A 15,002-nucleotide genomic window follows, 5' to 3' on the forward strand; every position below is an offset into this window, starting at 1 on the left:
GCCGCAGAAACCGCAGAAACCGCAGAAAAGCCCGACATCGGCCCTGACCTGCGGCAACGCCCGCAAGATCCACTACCGCAGAAAACCGCAGAAAGTACGCACAAATCACGGGCACCCGCCCGCGCCCGCCCCAGGGTCCGCCACCGGCTCTGGGGCGGGTCCGCCCAGCCTGAATTCTGCGGAGTTTCTGCGGAATTCTGCGGAGATCACCAACCGCTGCCCGAAACCGCCATCACCGCAGCTCAGCGGCCATGAGCCCCGAATTCTGCGGATTCTGCGGTTTCTGCGGCGGCACCCCGCCCCCGCCACCGCCCAGGGAGCACGCATGGCCACGATCCCGCCCGTCGTACTGGAAGTCCCGGAGGTCATGGAGGCCCTGCGCATGAGCCGCAGCAAGGTCTACGACCTGATCCGCACCAAGAAGCTCGCCAGCTTCAAGGAAGGCAGCTCCCGCCGCATCCCCGTCACCGCCCTGCACGACTACGTCCGCACCAAGATGGAGGAGGCCGCCTGATGGCGAAGCGCAACCCGAACGGCGCCGGCACGGTGACCAAGCGCAAGGACGGCCGATACCAGGCGGCCGTCTACGTCCCCCAGCCCGACGGCACCCGCGCCCGCAAGTACGTCTATGGCAAGACCTGGACGGAGTGCGACGAGAAACGCCAGGAACTCGTCCTGCGCGACCGGCAGGGCGTCCCGACGCCCACCCGGTCGGCCAAGCTCGCCGAGTGGCTGCCGTACTGGCTGGAGCACTTCATCAAGCCCCAGCGCAAGCGGACGACCTACGACAAGTACGAGATGCACGTCCGGCTCCACCTGGTGCCGGCGCTCGGCTCCAAAAGCCTGGAGAAGCTCGGCACGGCCGACGTCCGACGGCTCATCAGCACCGTAACCAAGAAGGTGTCGGCGGCCACCGCCAAGGAGTCCCACCTGGTGCTCCGCACAGCCCTCTCCGCCGCCGTGCGGGACGAACTGATCACCCGCAACGTCGCCAAGCTCGTACAGGCCCCCCGAGTGGAGTACCGCGTGACCAAGCCCTGGAACCTCGACGACACGCTGCTCTTCCTGGAGGGGGCCCGGCGCGACCCGATGTACGCCGCATTCGTCCTGGCCGTGGCGCTCGGGCTGCGGCGCGGGGAGATCCTCGGGCTGCACTGGTCCGACGTCGACCTGGAGAACCGCGCCCTGACCGTGCGGCACCAACTCCAGCGCGTGGACGGCGTGCTGTACCAGGACAGCCCGAAGTCGCGCCGCATGCGGGTCATCCCGCTGCCGATGATGTGCGTCGCCCCGCTCCGCTGGCAGCGGCTGCGGCAGGCCGAGCAGCGCCGGCGACGTGTGGAGGCCGGGCAGGACTGGCACGAGTCCGGCTACGTCTTCACCACGGGGACCGGCCAGCCGATCGAGCCCCGCAACCTCACCCGGTCGTTCGCCCGGGTGACGGCGGCCGAGGCCCTGCCCGCGATCCGGCTGCACGACACCCGGCACGGATGCGCGACGCTCCTGTCCGCCGCCGGCGTGGCGCCCCGGGACCTGATGGCCATCCTCGGACACAGCCAGATCGCGGTCACGATGGAGATCTACACGCACGTGGTGCAGGAGAAGCAGCGGGAGGCGATGAGCCACATGGACCGGCTACTGAAGCGCCGCCGCAAGAGCGACTGATTTCACCTGGCGATGTCAGGACGCCCCGGGCCGACCATGGCCCGGGGCATCCTGCGTTCTCCGACCGTCTGACCTGGGGCGGAAACGGAGCCCCCTGTCGGGTTCGAACTGACGACCCTTCTCTCCAGATCGGGGTCAGCACAGCTTCCCCTGCTCAGGTGAGGTCTTAGGGGGTACCCAGGTCGTCAAATTCCACTTGGCGATCCTGACGCACTTCATCCTGCGAGCAGCCCGCAGGCCTCCACTGCTGGCAGAAGGTTACGTCCGATATGCGGAAAGCTCTCACAGTCGCCACAGTCGACCGACCCGGCTACTCCACGTGAATGAATGAATTCCTAGCTCCACGTGAGGGCGAGTCAGAGTGATTCGAGCAGGGGTGGACGTGCCGAGCATTCAGGCGGAGACTGAAGGTGCCAGAAGGGCCGACCCTCGAACCCATCTCTACACCCCACGGGAATTCATTCACGCAAAAGGAGCCTACCTTCACTCAGCCTGCCAGCCCTACAGGGAAAGAGGCTGGACGATGACGCAAGAAAGCCTCTTGCAGCGACCAGAGGCATTACCCTTAAAATACTCCGCCATTAGCCGAGGCCAGGAGGCACCAATGCCCGAGAACATCAAGGTAACGTGCCCCCACTGTCACCGACAGTCATGGGTGCGCAAGGGCTACAACGACCCGTGCGAGCGCTGCGGAAAGATCATCCTGCAATGAAAGAAATGAGAGCACGGCAGGTGGCCAAAGCCCGCGACCGCGGCACTATATGAACGCAACACCAGGGGGCTTGCTTCCATGAATGCGGCACTAGAGGAATTCGTTCACCAGGGATTCGAATATGCATATCCAGGCCAGTGGCAAAACTGGACTCCCGGATTTGCGTGCTCGGCGGTAATTTCCGACGTTGGACTTTTAGCCATCTTGACAGATGACCAACTTAAGTTCACCTCCGGAGTGGCCACCAATCTTCCGTATAGCCAACAATTGGTTGCAGAGGTGGGTGAAATCAATAGGGGCACAGCGTTTGGGGCGCTAACCCTCCACACTGCCCCCGATTCGCCGATGTCGCTCATTACTTACAACTATGCGGTCAGTCCTGCATGGATGGAAGTAGACTCGCAAGCATCGGCACAGCTTATCATCGACGTGATCAAGAACATTCCGAGGATCGTCAATCTAAGGGCGGAGCACTTGATGACGCGCTTTGGTGGCGAGAGGTGGCCGATCGATGATGGCTGGCAAGCCGCATTGGTGCTGGTCTGCTAGGAGTAGCAAAATCCAGTTCGGATCTACGATCATCACTGCGCCAGCAGCGGCCAGCGCGGTACCCATGCCCTCCACGAGGTCGGGGCGGGCATGGGAGACCAGCCGGAGCAGGGCCAGAGGATCGCTCTCATCCTCGGCCCGGTCGGGACCTGCCCACTAGATGACGCAGACCCTCGCGAAGTCGCCACGCGACTTCCGGGACGGAGAGCCTGGCGAAGAGCGAGCAGACCGGGCAGTCAAAGGCGGGAACGTGCTTAATCGGTCGAAGCGCGTCTGCGAGAGACGAGGGAGCGGCGGTCGCGGCTGTTGAAGCGCCGACGCCCTGCCCGCTGATGTCATTTTGAGATGTCGAAAGGCTCCGGACCGTCCCCGGTCCGGAGCCTTTCGCATTCGGCAGGCCGTTGACCTGCTCGTTTAGGCGAGCCCCCTGTCGGGTTCGAACCGACGACCCCCGCTTTACAAGAGCGGTGCTCTGGCCAGCTGAGCTAAGGAGGCATGGTGACCGTCCGCGACGTGGTCACGGCGGCACCGGGGGAAGTCTACCGGGCGGGGGTGGGGCGGTGCTGGCATATCCGGGGGACGGCCGGGGCCGGGTGGGGTGGGCGGGTGTGATGGAACCGATGCCGAAAACGGGATGGCCGGGGGCTGACAAGCAGCGGGGGCCCAGGTAGCGTCACCGGGAGCCGGTGCGCTCGGTGGTTCAGACCAGTGGGCGGGGCGGCGGCACGACATCCACCCTTTACTCGGATCGTCCGGCACGTTCCTGCCGGTGAAGGAGAGCACAGCCATGGCTTCTGTGACGTACGACAAGGCGACCCGTGTCTACCCCGGGGCCGACAAGCCCTCCGTGGACGCGCTGGACCTGGACATCGCGGACGGGGAGTTCCTCGTCCTGGTCGGCCCCTCGGGCTGCGGCAAGTCGACCAGCCTTCGCATGCTGGCCGGCCTGGAGGACGTCAACAGCGGCGCGATCCGCATCGGCGACCGCGACGTGACGCACCTGCCGCCGAAGGACCGGGACATCGCGATGGTGTTCCAGAACTACGCGCTGTACCCGCACATGACCGTCGCGGAGAACATGGGCTTCGCGCTCAAGATCGCCGGCGTCAACAAGGCGGAGATCCGCGCCAAGGTCGAGGAGGCCGGGAAGATCCTCGACCTCACCGCGCTGCTGGACCGCAAGCCGAAGGCGCTCTCCGGCGGTCAGCGCCAGCGTGTCGCGATGGGCCGCGCGATCGTCCGCGAGCCGCAGGTCTTCCTGATGGACGAGCCGCTGTCGAACCTGGACGCCAAGCTCCGCGTCTCGACCCGTACCCAGATCGCCGGCCTCCAGCGCCGCCTGGGCATCACCACCGTGTACGTCACCCACGACCAGACCGAGGCGCTCACCATGGGCGACCGGGTCGCGGTGCTGAAGGACGGCCTGCTCCAGCAGGTCGACACCCCGCGCAACATGTACGACAAGCCCGCCAACCTCTTCGTGGCCGGCTTCATCGGCTCGCCCGCGATGAACCTGGTCGAGGTGCCGCTGGTCGACGGCGGCGTGAAGTTCGGCGGCTCGGTCGTCAACATCTCCCGCGAGGACCTGTCCGGCGCCGGCACCGACAAGACCGTGACCGTCGGCATCCGCCCGGAGCACTTCGAGATCGTCCCGGGCGGCGGCATCGAGGGCGTCGCGGTCACCGTGAACGTGGTCGAGGAGCTCGGCTCGGACGGCTTCGTGTACGGCACCACCAAGATCGGCGGCGAGGACAAGGACCTGGTCGTCCGCGTCCACGGCCGCCAGATCCCGGCGCGCGGCGAGACCATCCACGTCGTGCCGATCGCCAACGAGACCCACGTGTTCTCCACCAGCACCGGTGCCCGCCTGAGCAACTGAGTCACCACCCGCCGGGCAGACGATCCGCCGGCGGGGAAGGGCGCAGGACGGAGCCCCGTCGGACCACACGGTCCGGCGGGGCTCCGTCGCGGTTCCGCCGCCGGTCCACGGGCCCGACGCGCCTTCGTCAACACGGTGAAGGGACGAACCGGGACACGGTGTCACTCGATGGTGTAACGGAGGGCGATCCGGCGCGTACCCGGCGCTACTCTCCTGAGCGTGAAGCAGCTAGTTCGCCGCATCGGCCAGACCATCGCCCTCACCCTGCCCGTGGTCCTGGTGACCACCGGCACCCTCGCCGTGACCAGGGTGCCGTGGGCTCCGCCGACGGGCCTGGACCAGCAGGTCGTGGCGGCGTCCAGCGGGGACGGCGTCGGCATCGGGCGGGCCTCCACCGGCAAGGCGCCGGAGGGGCTCGCACCGCAGGACGCACTGCGCGTCGCCCTGCTGGACGACCTGCGCGCGCACAACCCGGGTACCGCACTGGACCTGCTGGAGCGCTCGATGCGCGAGCAGCCGGCGCTGACGCCGTACTGCAGCACGCTCGCCACCGAGCTGGGCAAGGCGGCGGTGCGCAAGTACCAGGGGGACGTCCAGCGCGCCCGTTCCTTCGCCCGCCCGGTCTGTGACGGCTCGTTCGCCTCGGGAATCACCGGCTGACGTCACCACCACTGCGGGTGACCGGCGGCGCACGCCTATTGTGCAGGCATGACCGCTGACACCACGCCCCCGCAGGCTCCGCAGCCCCCCAATCCCCAGCAGGCCGTCGTCACCCAGGCCGTCATCCTGGCCGGCGGCCAGGGCTCGCGGCTGCGGCCCTACACGGACGACCGCCCGAAGCCGCTCGTCGAGATCCCGGGGACGGGTACGCCGATCCTGGGCCATCAGTTGGCCTGGCTCGCCTCCGAGGGCGTCACCGACGTGGTGATCTCCTGCGGGCACCTCGCCGACGTGCTGGAGGAGTGGCTCGACAAGGCCGACCTGCCGCTGCGGGTCCGCACCGTCGTCGAGGCCGAACCGCTCGGGCGCGGCGGCGGGCTCAAGTACGCGGCGAAGGCGCTCCCCCGGCCGGACGAGCCCTGGTACGCCACCAACGGCGACATCTGGACCAGGTTCAGCCTGCGCGACATGGCCGCCTTCCACCACGAGCGGGGTGCCGTCGCGACACTGGCGCTGGCCCGGCCGCGGATTCCGTGGGGCGCCGTGGAGACCGACCAGTTCGGCAACGTGCTGGACTTCATCGAGGCCCCGCCCTCCCCCTTCCTCATCAACGCGGGCCTGTACGTGTTCGCCCCGGAGTTCACCGAACTGCTGCCGGACGTCGGCGACCACGAGCGGACGACGTTCCCGCAGCTGGCCCGCGGCAAGCGGCTGGCCGGCTACCAGCTGCCGCAGGGCGTCTACTGGCGCGCCATCGACACCGCGAAGGACCTCACCGAGGCCGCCAAGGAGCTCGCCTCCGGAGCCGGCCGCACGCCCCGGTAGCCGGTCCCCACGGCGCCCCGCGCCCTGAGCGACACCCCACGGCGCCCGACACCGCCCTGAGCGCCGCCCTGCACCGCCCACGGCGCCCGCCGGGCCCCGCAGCGGCCCGGGAACGGAACGGCCCGCAACGGTCGGCCACGACACGGCAATCGGCCGGGTGCTCCCCCACGGAGCACCCGGCCGATCAGTTTCCGGCGAGCCGTACGAGCCGCACGAACCGCACACGCCCGACGAACCACACGCGCCCGGCGAGCCCTGCGAGCCCGACAACCCGACAGCCCGTCGGACCCGCCGCGCCGCCGACCCCGACCGCCCGTCAGGTGGACGTCGGCGACCCCGGCCGCGTGCTCCGGCCGCCGCCGGACAGCTCGGCCAGCGGCCCGCTGCCCAGCACCCCGCCCAGCAGCCCCGAGCCGGAGCCGGTGCTCTGGCTCGGCTTGGGCGCCGCCCCCGAGCCGCCCGGCGCCGGGGTGCTGCGCTGGGCGGGGGACGATCCGGCCGGGGACGAGGCCGACGGGGCCGCCGACGAGGCCGAGCCCGTGCCGCCGGTCTCCGGCTTGGTCGACCGCGCCTTGCCGCTCGGGGTGGCCGTCCCGGCCTTCGACGAGGACGGTGCCGGGGCCGAGGAGGACGGCGCGGACGCACTCGGCGTCGGCGAGGCGGGCCGGGAGGGGGCGGGCGAGGGCGAGGTGGACGAGCCCTGCCCGCCGGGGGCCACGGACGGCCCTCCGCTCGGCCAGACCGGCGTGCCGTAGTCGGTGGCCGGCCGGGACGGCGCGGGGTGCGGACGGCCGCCGGTACGGACCGCCGCGCCCAGCATCGACCCGAGCAGCAGGGTCAGGCCGACCACCACCGCGGTGACCACGGAACCCCGTCGCAGCACCCGGCGGCGCAGGGCCGCCGGCGCACCGGAACCGTACCGGCGCCAGGCTTCCAGGTTGAGCCGTCCGTCCAGCGAGGCGTACGGCGCTCCGGCGATCAGCAGCGGGCTCCAGGCCGCCAGGAAGATCAGGTCCGGCGTGTCGTAGACCGGCACGGCCCGCCAGCTGACGGTGAAGAGCAGGGCCGCGGAGAGCAGCATCGCCGCTCCGGCCGCGAGCCGCTGCCAGAGGCCGAGGAGGGTCAGCACGCCCACCACGATCTCGGTGAACGAGACCACCAGGCCCGAGCCCACCGGGTGGGCCATGGCGAAGGAGAGCAGCGGATCGGCGACCCTCCACGGGTGCAGCGAGGAGAGCCAGCGCATCATGGAGCCGCGATCGCCGCCGTCGAAGTACACCGGGTCGCAGAGCTTGCTGAACCCGGCGTAGACCGACAGCGAGCCCAGCACGGCGCGCAGCGGCAGGAGCACCAGGCCGAGGTCGACCCGGCGGCCGGGGTACCAGGGCTGCCGGCCCTCGGCGGACGCCGCGGAGACCTCGGGCAGCTCGCCGCTGGGCGTCCAGCCCTGCGGCGCGCCGACCGGGCCGACGCCGGCCCCGGTCGCGCTCCCGCCGCCCGCGCGCGGCTGGCGCGGCACCGTCCGGGCGCCCGCGTACGGCGGGATCACCTGGGTGTCGTCGTCGGCCGTGCCGCGCCCGCCGACCCCGGCCGGCGCGGGCACGCCGGTGAGCCGGACGGCCTCCAGTAGCCGGGTGGCCGCGAGGTCCCCGGGGGGCGCCTGCCCGGTCCAGGTGACGGCGGTGACCCTGCCCTTGCGGCGCGGCGCGCCGACGCCGCCGGCCCCGGCGAACGCCGGTACGGCGGAGGCGGGAACCACGACCTGCGGGGTGACCAGCGGACGGCGGATCAGGCCCTGGCTGGCGTAGGGGTCGCCGAACGCCGCCCCGGTGGACAGCAGTCCGGCCGGGGGGTCGATCAGCGGCGCCACCGGGGTGCCGAGCCGGAGCCGGAAGCTCGCCTGGGTGCTGCTGAGGCGCGCGGGGTCGGAAGGCACCTTGACGGTGTTGAGGCCGGGGCCCGCGTCTATCCCGGTGCTGCCGCCGCCCAGGAGGGGGCGCCGAGGTGTTCTGGTGTCCACACCCGTCTAACCGGGTGACGCCCGGTTAGGACACTCTCCCGGGTGGATGTCCGGCGCCTACTTGAAGTGATCATGAAAAAAGCGATCGGGCCCGGTCGGGCCCGATCGCTTTCACCAGGATTGCGGACGCGCTACGGCCAATTCGGAAGACCGCCTGCGCCGCGCGCCTCGTCCGTGCTGTGCGGAGGGCCCCGCTCAGCCGACCTTGCTGCGCAGGCGCGCGGCCTCGTACAGGACGATGCCCGCGGCGACGCCGGCGTTCAGCGACTCGGTGGCACCCGGCATCGGGATCCGCACCCGGATGTCACAGGTCTCCGAGACGAGCCGGGACAGGCCCTTGCCCTCGCTGCCCGCGACGATCACCACGGGGCCGGTCAGCGCCTCCAGGTCGCCGATCTCGGCCTCGCCGTCGGCGGCCAGGCCGACGACCATCACGCCGGCCTTCTGGTAGGCCTCCAGCGCCCGGGTCATGTTGGTGGCACGGGCCACGGGCAGCCGCGCCGCCGCACCCGAGGAGGTCTTCCAGGCACCGGCGGTCATGCCGGCCGCCCGGCGCTCGGGGATGACCACGCCGTGCGCGCCGAAGGCGGCGGCGGAGCGGACCACGGCACCCAGGTTGCGCGAGTCGGTGACGCCGTCCAGCGCCATGATGAGCGCGTCCTCGCCGGCGTCCGCGGCGAAGCCCAGCAGGTCCTCCGGGTGCGCGTACTCGTACGGCGGGACCTGGAGCACCAGGCCCTGGTGGTTCATGTTGCCGGTCATCTGGTCCAGCTGCGGCCGCGGGGCCTCCATCAGCGGGATGCCGCGGTCGTTGGCGGCCTGGAAGGCGTCGCGCACCCGGTCGTCGGTGTCGATGAACTGCATGACGTACAGCGCGTTGGCCGGGACACCGCCCTGCAGGGCCTCGACCACCGAGTTACGGCCGAAGACCAGCTCGGCGGAACCGGCACCGCCCCGGCCGCCGCGGCCGCCGGCACCGGCCCGGCGCATGCCGGCCCGGGCCTTGGCGTCCCGCTCGCGCTTGAGCGCGGCGTTGGCCTGGCGCTGCTTCGGGTGGCCCTTGCGCTCCTCGCCGGGCGGGGTCGGGCCCTTGCCCTGGAGCGCCTTCCGGCTGTGACCGCCGGTACCGACACTCGCACCCTTCTTCGATCCGGGGTTGCGGCGGTTCCTGCGTGCACTGTTGCCGGCCATGGCTGTACTTCCTGTCTGTCCGGCATGCCCGGCCGCCCGGTGGGAACCGGAGCCGGCCGACGACATGCGCTACGTCATGCGGGAGGGCCGCACCGGTCCGGTGCGGCCCACCCTCACCCCGATCGTCAGATGGGGTTACTGGCTGTTGATCGTCCAGCGCGGGCCGGACGGGGTGTCCTCGATGGCCAGCCCGGCCACGCCGAGCTGGTCGCGGATGGCGTCCGCGGTGGCGAAGTCCTTGCGGGCCCGGGCCGCCTGCCGCTGCTCCAGCACCATCCGGACCAGCGAGTCGACCACGCCGTGGAGGTCCTCGCCGCGCTCCGCCCCGGCCCAGTGCGGGTCGAGCGGGTCGAGACCCAACACTCCGAGCATCGCACGGACCTCGGCCAGACTCGCCACCGCGCTCTCCTTGTCGTCCGCGGTGAGGGCGCTGTTGCCCTGGCGGACGGCGGTGTGCACGATGGCCAGCGCCTGCGGGACGCCCAGGTCGTCGTCCATCGCCTCGGCGAAGGCCGGGGGGACCTCGGGTGCCGCGTCGACCTTGCCGAAGCGCTCGACCACGCGCTGGACGAAGCCCTCGATCCGGCCGAAGCCGGCCTCGGCCTCGCGCAGCGACTCCTCGCTGTACTCGATGGTCGAGCGGTAGTGCGGGGCGCCCAGGTAGTAGCGGAGCACGATCGGACGCCACCGCTCGACCATCTCCGAGACCAGCACCGAGTTGCCGAGCGACTTGCTCATCTTCTCGCCGCTCATGGTGACCCAGGCGTTGTGCACCCAGAAGCTGGCGAAGTCGTCGCCGTACGCCTTGGACTGGGCGATCTCGTTCTCGTGGTGCGGGAAGATCAGGTCGATCCCGCCGCCGTGGACGTCGAAGGCCCGGCCGAGGTACTTGTGCGCCATCGCGGAGCACTCCAGGTGCCAGCCCGGACGGCCGGGGCCCCACGGGGTGTCCCAGCTCGGCTCGCCCGGCTTGACCGCCTTCCACATGGCGAAGTCGCGCTGGTCGCGCTTGCCGGTCTCGCCGTCGCCCTCGGGCTGGCGGAGGTTCTCCAGCTTCTGGTTGGAGAGCTCCAGGTAGCCGGGGTAGGACTTCACGTCGAAGTAGACGTTCCCGTCCACCGCGTAGGCGTGGCCCCGGGCGATGAGCGTCTGCATCATCTCGATCATCTCGGGGATGTGCCCCGTCGCCCGCGGCTCGACGGTCGGCGGCAGGCAGCCGAGCGCCGCGTAGCCGTCGTTGAAGGCGCGCTCGTTGGCGTAGGCGATCTGCCACCAGGGCGTGCCGAACTCGCGCTCCTTGGCGATGACCTTGTCGTCGATGTCGGTGACGTTCCGGGCGAAGGTCACCTGGTAGCCGCGGTAGGCGAACCACCGCTGCATGATGTCGAAGTTGAGGCCGGACCGGATGTGCCCGATATGAGGCGCCGACTGGACGGTAGCGCCGCACAGGTAGATCGAGACACAACCCGGTACAAGCGGGACGAAGTCGCGTACCTGGCGGGTGCTGGTGTCGTACAGTCGAATGCTCACAGCGTCAAGCGTAGTGGGCACGAGGGGGTGCCCCGCGACATTCTCGAATGTCAATACCGCGGATGCACCGTTTCTTCTCCGCGGCCCGGCGGAGACACCCACTCCTCACCGGGCCGCCGGCCGTTCGGTCAGAGGTTGCCGACCACCTTGCGCGGGGTGATCCGGACGACCACCCGCACGTCGTCCGGGCCGTCGTAGTTGTAGACCTTCTCGCCGCGGTACTTGTCCGCCAGCTCGTCGATCAGCTCCCGGCCGCCCTCGCGGGTGAGCGTGACCTCCCCGCGCACCTCCACGTAGGTGTAAGGACTCTCCGGCGGGTTGACCACCAGGGAGATCCGCGGGTCCTTCACCAGGTTGAGGTGCTTGCGGCGGCCCTCGACGGTGGAGAACAGGATGTCCTCGCCGTCGCGCTTGACCCAGACCACGGAGGACTGGGGGCTGCCGTCGGGCTGGAGGGTGGACACTACGGCGAAGCTCTTGCCGTCGATCAGGGCCTTGGCCCGGTCGGAGAGGTGTGCGGCCATCGGGGACCTCTTCTCGTCAAGCGGCGTACGGGGGGCCTGCCGAGGAGGCCCGCACCGAACGGTAGCGACTCCGGCCCCGGCGAACGGTCCTGAACACTCGTCAGTCCCCGGGTATTCCCGGACGGCCCCACCCCGGTGCAGCAACGCCGACCGACGGCGGCCCCCGGCCGGACGCTCCGGCCGGGGCCGCTCACCGCGTGCGCCCCGGCTGTTCAGCGCCGCTCGTACACCAGCGCCGTGGCGATCGCCGCCAGGCCCTCGGCGCGGCCGGTGAGGCCGAGTCCGTCGGTGGTGGTCCCGGAGACCGAGACCGGCGCGCCGACCGCCGCCGAGAGCGCGGCCTGGGCCTCGTCCCGGCGCTTGCCGATCTTCGGCCGGACCCCGATCACCTGGACCGAGACGTTGCCGATCTCGTAGCCGGCCTCGCGCACCAGGCGGGCCGCCTCCTTGAGCAGCGTCACCCCGGACGCGCCCGACCACTCGGGCCGGTCGGTGCCGAAGTGCGCACCCAGGTCGCCGATCCCGGCGGCCGAGAACAGCGCGTCGCAGGAGGCGTGCGCGGCCACGTCGGCGTCCGAGTGCCCGGCCAGGCCGTACTCGGCGCCCGGCCACTCCAGCCCGGCCACCCAGAGCGGGCGGCCGGCCTCGAAGGCGTGCACGTCGGTGCCGACGCCCACCCGGGGCAGCAGCGGTGCGGACGGATCAGTAGCCATCGGAGGCCCTCCGGCGGGCGAGTACGGCCTCGGCGAGCACGAGGTCCAGCGGACGGGTCACCTTGAACGCCTCCTCGTGGCCGGGCACCACCACCACCCGGCCGCCGAAGCGCTCCACCAGGCCGGCGTCGTCGGTGACCGGCGGCAGACCGCCCCGGGCCTCCTCGGCCAGCGCCCTGGCGTGCACCTCGGCCAGCGTCTCCCGGCGGAAGCCCTGCGGCGTCTGGACCGCCCGCAGGGTGGCCCGGTCGGGCGTGTCGAGCACGGGCTCGGGCAGGCCGGGGTTCGGCTCGACCCGCTTGACGGTGTCGGCCAGCGGCACGGCGGGCACCACGGCCTCGGCCCCGGCCCGGACGGCGGCCGCGACCGCGTCCACCACCTCGACCGGGACGAGCGGCCGGGCCGCGTCGTGCACCAGGACGATCTCCACGTCGGAGGGGATGGCGGCGAGGCCGAGCCGGACGGACTCCTGGCGGGTCGCCCCGCCCGCCACCACCCGGACGTCCTTGCCGTCCAGGCCGTGGCTGTCGAGCAGGCCGACCACCTCGGCCACGCCGTCGGCCGGCGCGGCGACCACGACCAGGCCGACCGCCCGGCTGCGGGCGAGCGCCCGGACGGCGTGCACCAGGAGCGGCACCCCGCCCAGTTCCCGCAGGGCCTTGGGGGCTCCGGGCCCCAGCCGCTCACCGCGTCCTGCGGCGGGCACCACTGCTGCTGCGACTGCTGCTGTGGCGTTCAGGTTTCACTCCTTCGGCGAAGTGGGTATGGCCATGGCGTGCACGACGACCCCGTGCACGACGGGCGTCCGGGGCCCCTTCCGAAAGCACCATGGTCCCCGCCCGCCGACCACGTACCGCGGAACGCGCAGAGGCAGTACACGCAGAAACGGTCAGGCATCCCGGGACCAGCCGGCTCGGGCGAAGGGGCGTCGTCCGGACACGCCTCAGCGCCCGAAGTGCCACTGCACCACTCCAGGACGGGTCGTCCTGGGAGCGGCGCGCCGGCACCGGGCGCTGTGAGCGGTGGGCGGAAGCCCGACTGCACTACGAGGCGAGCACCTCGTCGAGCAGCGTCTCCGCCTTGTCCTCGTTGGTGTTTTCGGCCAGCGCGAGTTCGCTGACGAGAATCTGGCGAGCCTTGGCGAGCATCCGCTTCTCGCCGGCCGACAGACCGCGCTCGCGCTCGCGACGCCAGAGATCGCGCACAACCTCGGCGACCTTGATAACGTCACCCGAGGCGAGCTTCTCCAGGTTCGCCTTGTAGCGACGGGACCAGTTGGTCGGCTCTTCGGTGTACGGTGCGCGGAGCACCTCGAAGACCCGGTCCAGACCCTCCTGGCCGACTACATCGCGCACGCCGACGAACTCCGCGTTCTCGGCGGGCACGCGGAGCGTCAGGTCTCCCTGCTGCACCTTGAGCACCAGGTAGGTCTTGTCCACACCTTTGATCTGGCGAATTTCGATGGCCTCGATCAGCGCGGCCCCGTGATGGGGGTAGACCACCGTGTCGCCAACCTTGAACGTCATGTGACAGGACCCCTTCCGTGGCTTTCCAGAATAACACGCTTTTCGGCGCACCCGAAGGGCGTTTTCGCAGGTCAGGGCCGGTCTCGGGGCTTGACAACCACCCCCATGACGTGCTGCGACCGGTGTTCGACGAAGGCTTCCCGCAGGTCGGAGGCGGTTCCGGCGCCCGCCGAAACCTGCGGCAACACTCCTGAAACCGTGATTGGATCTTGGGTTTTCACCGTTTATCGGGCCGTTTCCGGATCGTGATCCGATCTTGGTCAAGCTTTGACCTGCACACGGCGACGTGCCGCCGTCCGGGCGCCCGGGACAGCTTCGGGGGCGACACGGGGACCACCCCGTGAGAAGCGCATAAGCAAGGTCGATAATCTGAGACCGACCAACCGCCACGTGACCTAGGAGAAGCCGCCGCCGTGAGCCGCAGCCTTCGAGTCGGCAGCATCGCCGCCATCGCCGCCCTCGCCATCGCCTCGCTGTCGTCCTGCGCGGCCGGCAACACACCGGACACCCTGGAGATCAAGCCCGACAACGCCCAGGCGACGCTGGGCACCAACATCCGGCTGAACAACATCGTCGTCGTCACCCAGGGCGAGGCCTCGGGCGAGTACACCGGCCCCGCCAACGTGTCGGTGAACGTCAGCAACTCCGGGACCACCCCGGTCGAGCTGCAGTCCGTCTCCGTGGGTACCAGCGCCGCCACCTTCGCCGACGACAAGGGCGCCCCGGTGGGCTCCATCGTCATCCCGGCCGGCGGCGCCGTGCTGCTCGGCGGCGAGGGCAACCCGGTCGCCAAGGTCGCCTCCGTCTCCGTGGTCGTCGGCGGCTACGCGCCCACCACGTTCGGCTTCAAGAGCGGCGAGAAGGTCGAGACCGAGGCTGCCGTGAGCCCGGACAAGGGCCTGTACAAGGGGTGGGGCCCGACCGCCAGCCCGGCGGCCGTCCCGTCCAAGCCCGCCGTCGCGCCGTCCGCCCCCGCTGGGGCCACCGCCCCCGCCACCGCTCCCGCCGGGGCCACGGCTCCCGCGACCGCACCCGCCACCGCTCCCGCCACCGGTGCGGCCGTCCCGGGTGCCGTGCCGACCGGCGCCGCCACCACGGCCGCCGCGACCCACTGACCCGCGGCCCCAGGACCGACCGGCCTCCGTTGCCCGCGTCGGTCCGGGGCCGGCAACGCGGAACGCCGACCCAGTGTCATATACACATCTGAA

The 15,002-nt window shown here is 70.9% G+C and carries 14 protein-coding genes and 1 tRNA gene; 7 read left to right on the top strand and 8 right to left on the bottom strand.

The annotated features are described in order from the left end of the window. Positions 1-325 precede the first annotated feature (325 nt). From ACFC1F_RS23220 to ACFC1F_RS23230, 3 genes are all read left to right on the top strand, one after another. On the top strand, positions 326-514 hold the full coding sequence (locus tag ACFC1F_RS23220; RefSeq protein WP_376160895.1) for a helix-turn-helix domain-containing protein: 189 nt from the start codon (positions 326-328) through the stop codon (positions 512-514). Next, a complete protein-coding gene (gene xerC, locus ACFC1F_RS23225) occupies positions 514-1,665 on the top strand; it encodes a tyrosine recombinase XerC (protein WP_376160897.1) in 1,152 nt (383 codons plus the stop codon). Before ACFC1F_RS23220 ends, xerC begins: the two co-directional genes overlap by 1 nt. A 790-nt stretch (positions 1,666-2,455) precedes the next feature. Beyond that, positions 2,456-2,926, top strand: a complete 471-nt coding sequence (locus ACFC1F_RS23230) for a hypothetical protein (RefSeq protein ID WP_376160899.1) — start codon at positions 2,456-2,458, stop codon at positions 2,924-2,926. Between the two features lie 421 nt (positions 2,927-3,347). Here ACFC1F_RS23230 and ACFC1F_RS23235 read toward each other — a convergent pair. Further along, positions 3,348-3,421 (bottom strand) — tRNA-Thr (locus ACFC1F_RS23235). A 292-nt stretch (positions 3,422-3,713) separates the two neighbouring features. On the opposite strand from ACFC1F_RS23235, the gene ACFC1F_RS23240 reads away from it, so the two are divergent. From ACFC1F_RS23240 to ACFC1F_RS23250, 3 genes are all read left to right on the top strand, one after another. Beyond that, positions 3,714-4,805, top strand: coding sequence for an ABC transporter ATP-binding protein (locus ACFC1F_RS23240; protein WP_209413682.1), 1,092 nt, complete (start codon positions 3,714-3,716; stop codon positions 4,803-4,805). Positions 4,806-5,024: 219 nt separating this feature from the next. Further along, positions 5,025-5,465, top strand: coding sequence for a hypothetical protein (locus tag ACFC1F_RS23245; protein WP_376160901.1), 441 nt, complete (start codon positions 5,025-5,027; stop codon positions 5,463-5,465). A 48-nt stretch (positions 5,466-5,513) separates the two neighbouring features. Next, positions 5,514-6,290 carry a nucleotidyltransferase family protein gene (locus ACFC1F_RS23250; RefSeq protein WP_209413684.1) on the top strand — a complete coding sequence of 259 codons (777 nt, stop codon included), beginning with the start codon at positions 5,514-5,516 and terminating at the stop codon, positions 6,288-6,290. Positions 6,291-6,606: 316 nt separating this feature from the next. Here the strand turns inward: ACFC1F_RS23250 and ACFC1F_RS23255 are convergent, their stop codons facing one another. The 7 genes from ACFC1F_RS23255 to ACFC1F_RS23285 form a co-directional block, all read right to left on the bottom strand. Further along, positions 6,607-8,226, bottom strand: coding sequence for a DoxX family membrane protein (locus tag ACFC1F_RS23255; protein ID WP_376160903.1), 1,620 nt, complete (start codon positions 8,224-8,226; stop codon positions 6,607-6,609). Between the two features lie 279 nt (positions 8,227-8,505). Further along, positions 8,506-9,501, bottom strand: coding sequence for a 23S rRNA (guanosine(2251)-2'-O)-methyltransferase RlmB (gene rlmB / locus ACFC1F_RS23260; protein WP_209413686.1), 996 nt, complete (start codon positions 9,499-9,501; stop codon positions 8,506-8,508). Positions 9,502-9,636: 135 nt separating this feature from the next. Beyond that, on the bottom strand, positions 9,637-11,031 hold the full coding sequence (cysS, locus tag ACFC1F_RS23265; protein ID WP_376160905.1) for a cysteine--tRNA ligase: 1,395 nt from the start codon (positions 11,029-11,031) through the stop codon (positions 9,637-9,639). 128 nt (positions 11,032-11,159) lie between these two features. Next, on the bottom strand, positions 11,160-11,555 hold the full coding sequence (locus tag ACFC1F_RS23270) for a PPOX class F420-dependent oxidoreductase (RefSeq protein ID WP_376160907.1): 396 nt from the start codon (positions 11,553-11,555) through the stop codon (positions 11,160-11,162). Between the two features lie 212 nt (positions 11,556-11,767). Beyond that, a complete protein-coding gene (ispF, locus tag ACFC1F_RS23275; protein ID WP_209413689.1) occupies positions 11,768-12,268 on the bottom strand; it encodes a 2-C-methyl-D-erythritol 2,4-cyclodiphosphate synthase in 501 nt (166 codons plus the stop codon). Then, on the bottom strand, positions 12,258-13,007 hold the full coding sequence (gene ispD / locus ACFC1F_RS23280; protein ID WP_376160915.1) for a 2-C-methyl-D-erythritol 4-phosphate cytidylyltransferase: 750 nt from the start codon (positions 13,005-13,007) through the stop codon (positions 12,258-12,260). The genes ispF and ispD overlap by 11 nt, the downstream gene beginning before the upstream one ends. 304 nt (positions 13,008-13,311) lie before the next feature. Beyond that, positions 13,312-13,794, bottom strand: a complete 483-nt coding sequence (locus tag ACFC1F_RS23285) for a CarD family transcriptional regulator (protein ID WP_030244332.1) — start codon at positions 13,792-13,794, stop codon at positions 13,312-13,314. Between the two features lie 413 nt (positions 13,795-14,207). Between ACFC1F_RS23285 and ACFC1F_RS23290 the strand changes: the two genes are divergently transcribed. Continuing rightward, positions 14,208-14,909 carry a DUF461 domain-containing protein gene (locus ACFC1F_RS23290; protein WP_376160909.1) on the top strand — a complete coding sequence of 234 codons (702 nt, stop codon included), beginning with the start codon at positions 14,208-14,210 and terminating at the stop codon, positions 14,907-14,909. Positions 14,910-15,002 lie beyond the last annotated feature (93 nt).

Origin of the sequence: Kitasatospora sp. NPDC056181 (assembly GCF_042266225.1) — a bacterium.
Lineage (GTDB): Bacteria > Actinomycetota > Actinomycetes > Streptomycetales > Streptomycetaceae > Kitasatospora.

Coding starts and splice junctions, on each gene's coding strand:
- ACFC1F_RS23220 (WP_376160895.1), top strand. CDS start 326: ATGGCCACGATCCCGCCCGTCGTACTGGAAGTCCCGGAGGTCATGGAG.
- xerC (WP_376160897.1), top strand. CDS start 514: ATGGCGAAGCGCAACCCGAACGGCGCCGGCACGGTGACCAAGCGCAAG.
- ACFC1F_RS23230 (WP_376160899.1), top strand. CDS start 2,456: ATGAATGCGGCACTAGAGGAATTCGTTCACCAGGGATTCGAATATGCA.
- ACFC1F_RS23240 (WP_209413682.1), top strand. CDS start 3,714: ATGGCTTCTGTGACGTACGACAAGGCGACCCGTGTCTACCCCGGGGCC.
- ACFC1F_RS23250 (WP_209413684.1), top strand. CDS start 5,514: ATGACCGCTGACACCACGCCCCCGCAGGCTCCGCAGCCCCCCAATCCC.
- rlmB (WP_209413686.1), bottom strand. CDS start 9,501: ATGGCCGGCAACAGTGCACGCAGGAACCGCCGCAACCCCGGATCGAAG.
- ACFC1F_RS23270 (WP_376160907.1), bottom strand. CDS start 11,555: ATGGCCGCACACCTCTCCGACCGGGCCAAGGCCCTGATCGACGGCAAG.
- ispF (WP_209413689.1), bottom strand. CDS start 12,268: ATGGCTACTGATCCGTCCGCACCGCTGCTGCCCCGGGTGGGCGTCGGC.
- ACFC1F_RS23285 (WP_030244332.1), bottom strand. CDS start 13,794: ATGACGTTCAAGGTTGGCGACACGGTGGTCTACCCCCATCACGGGGCC.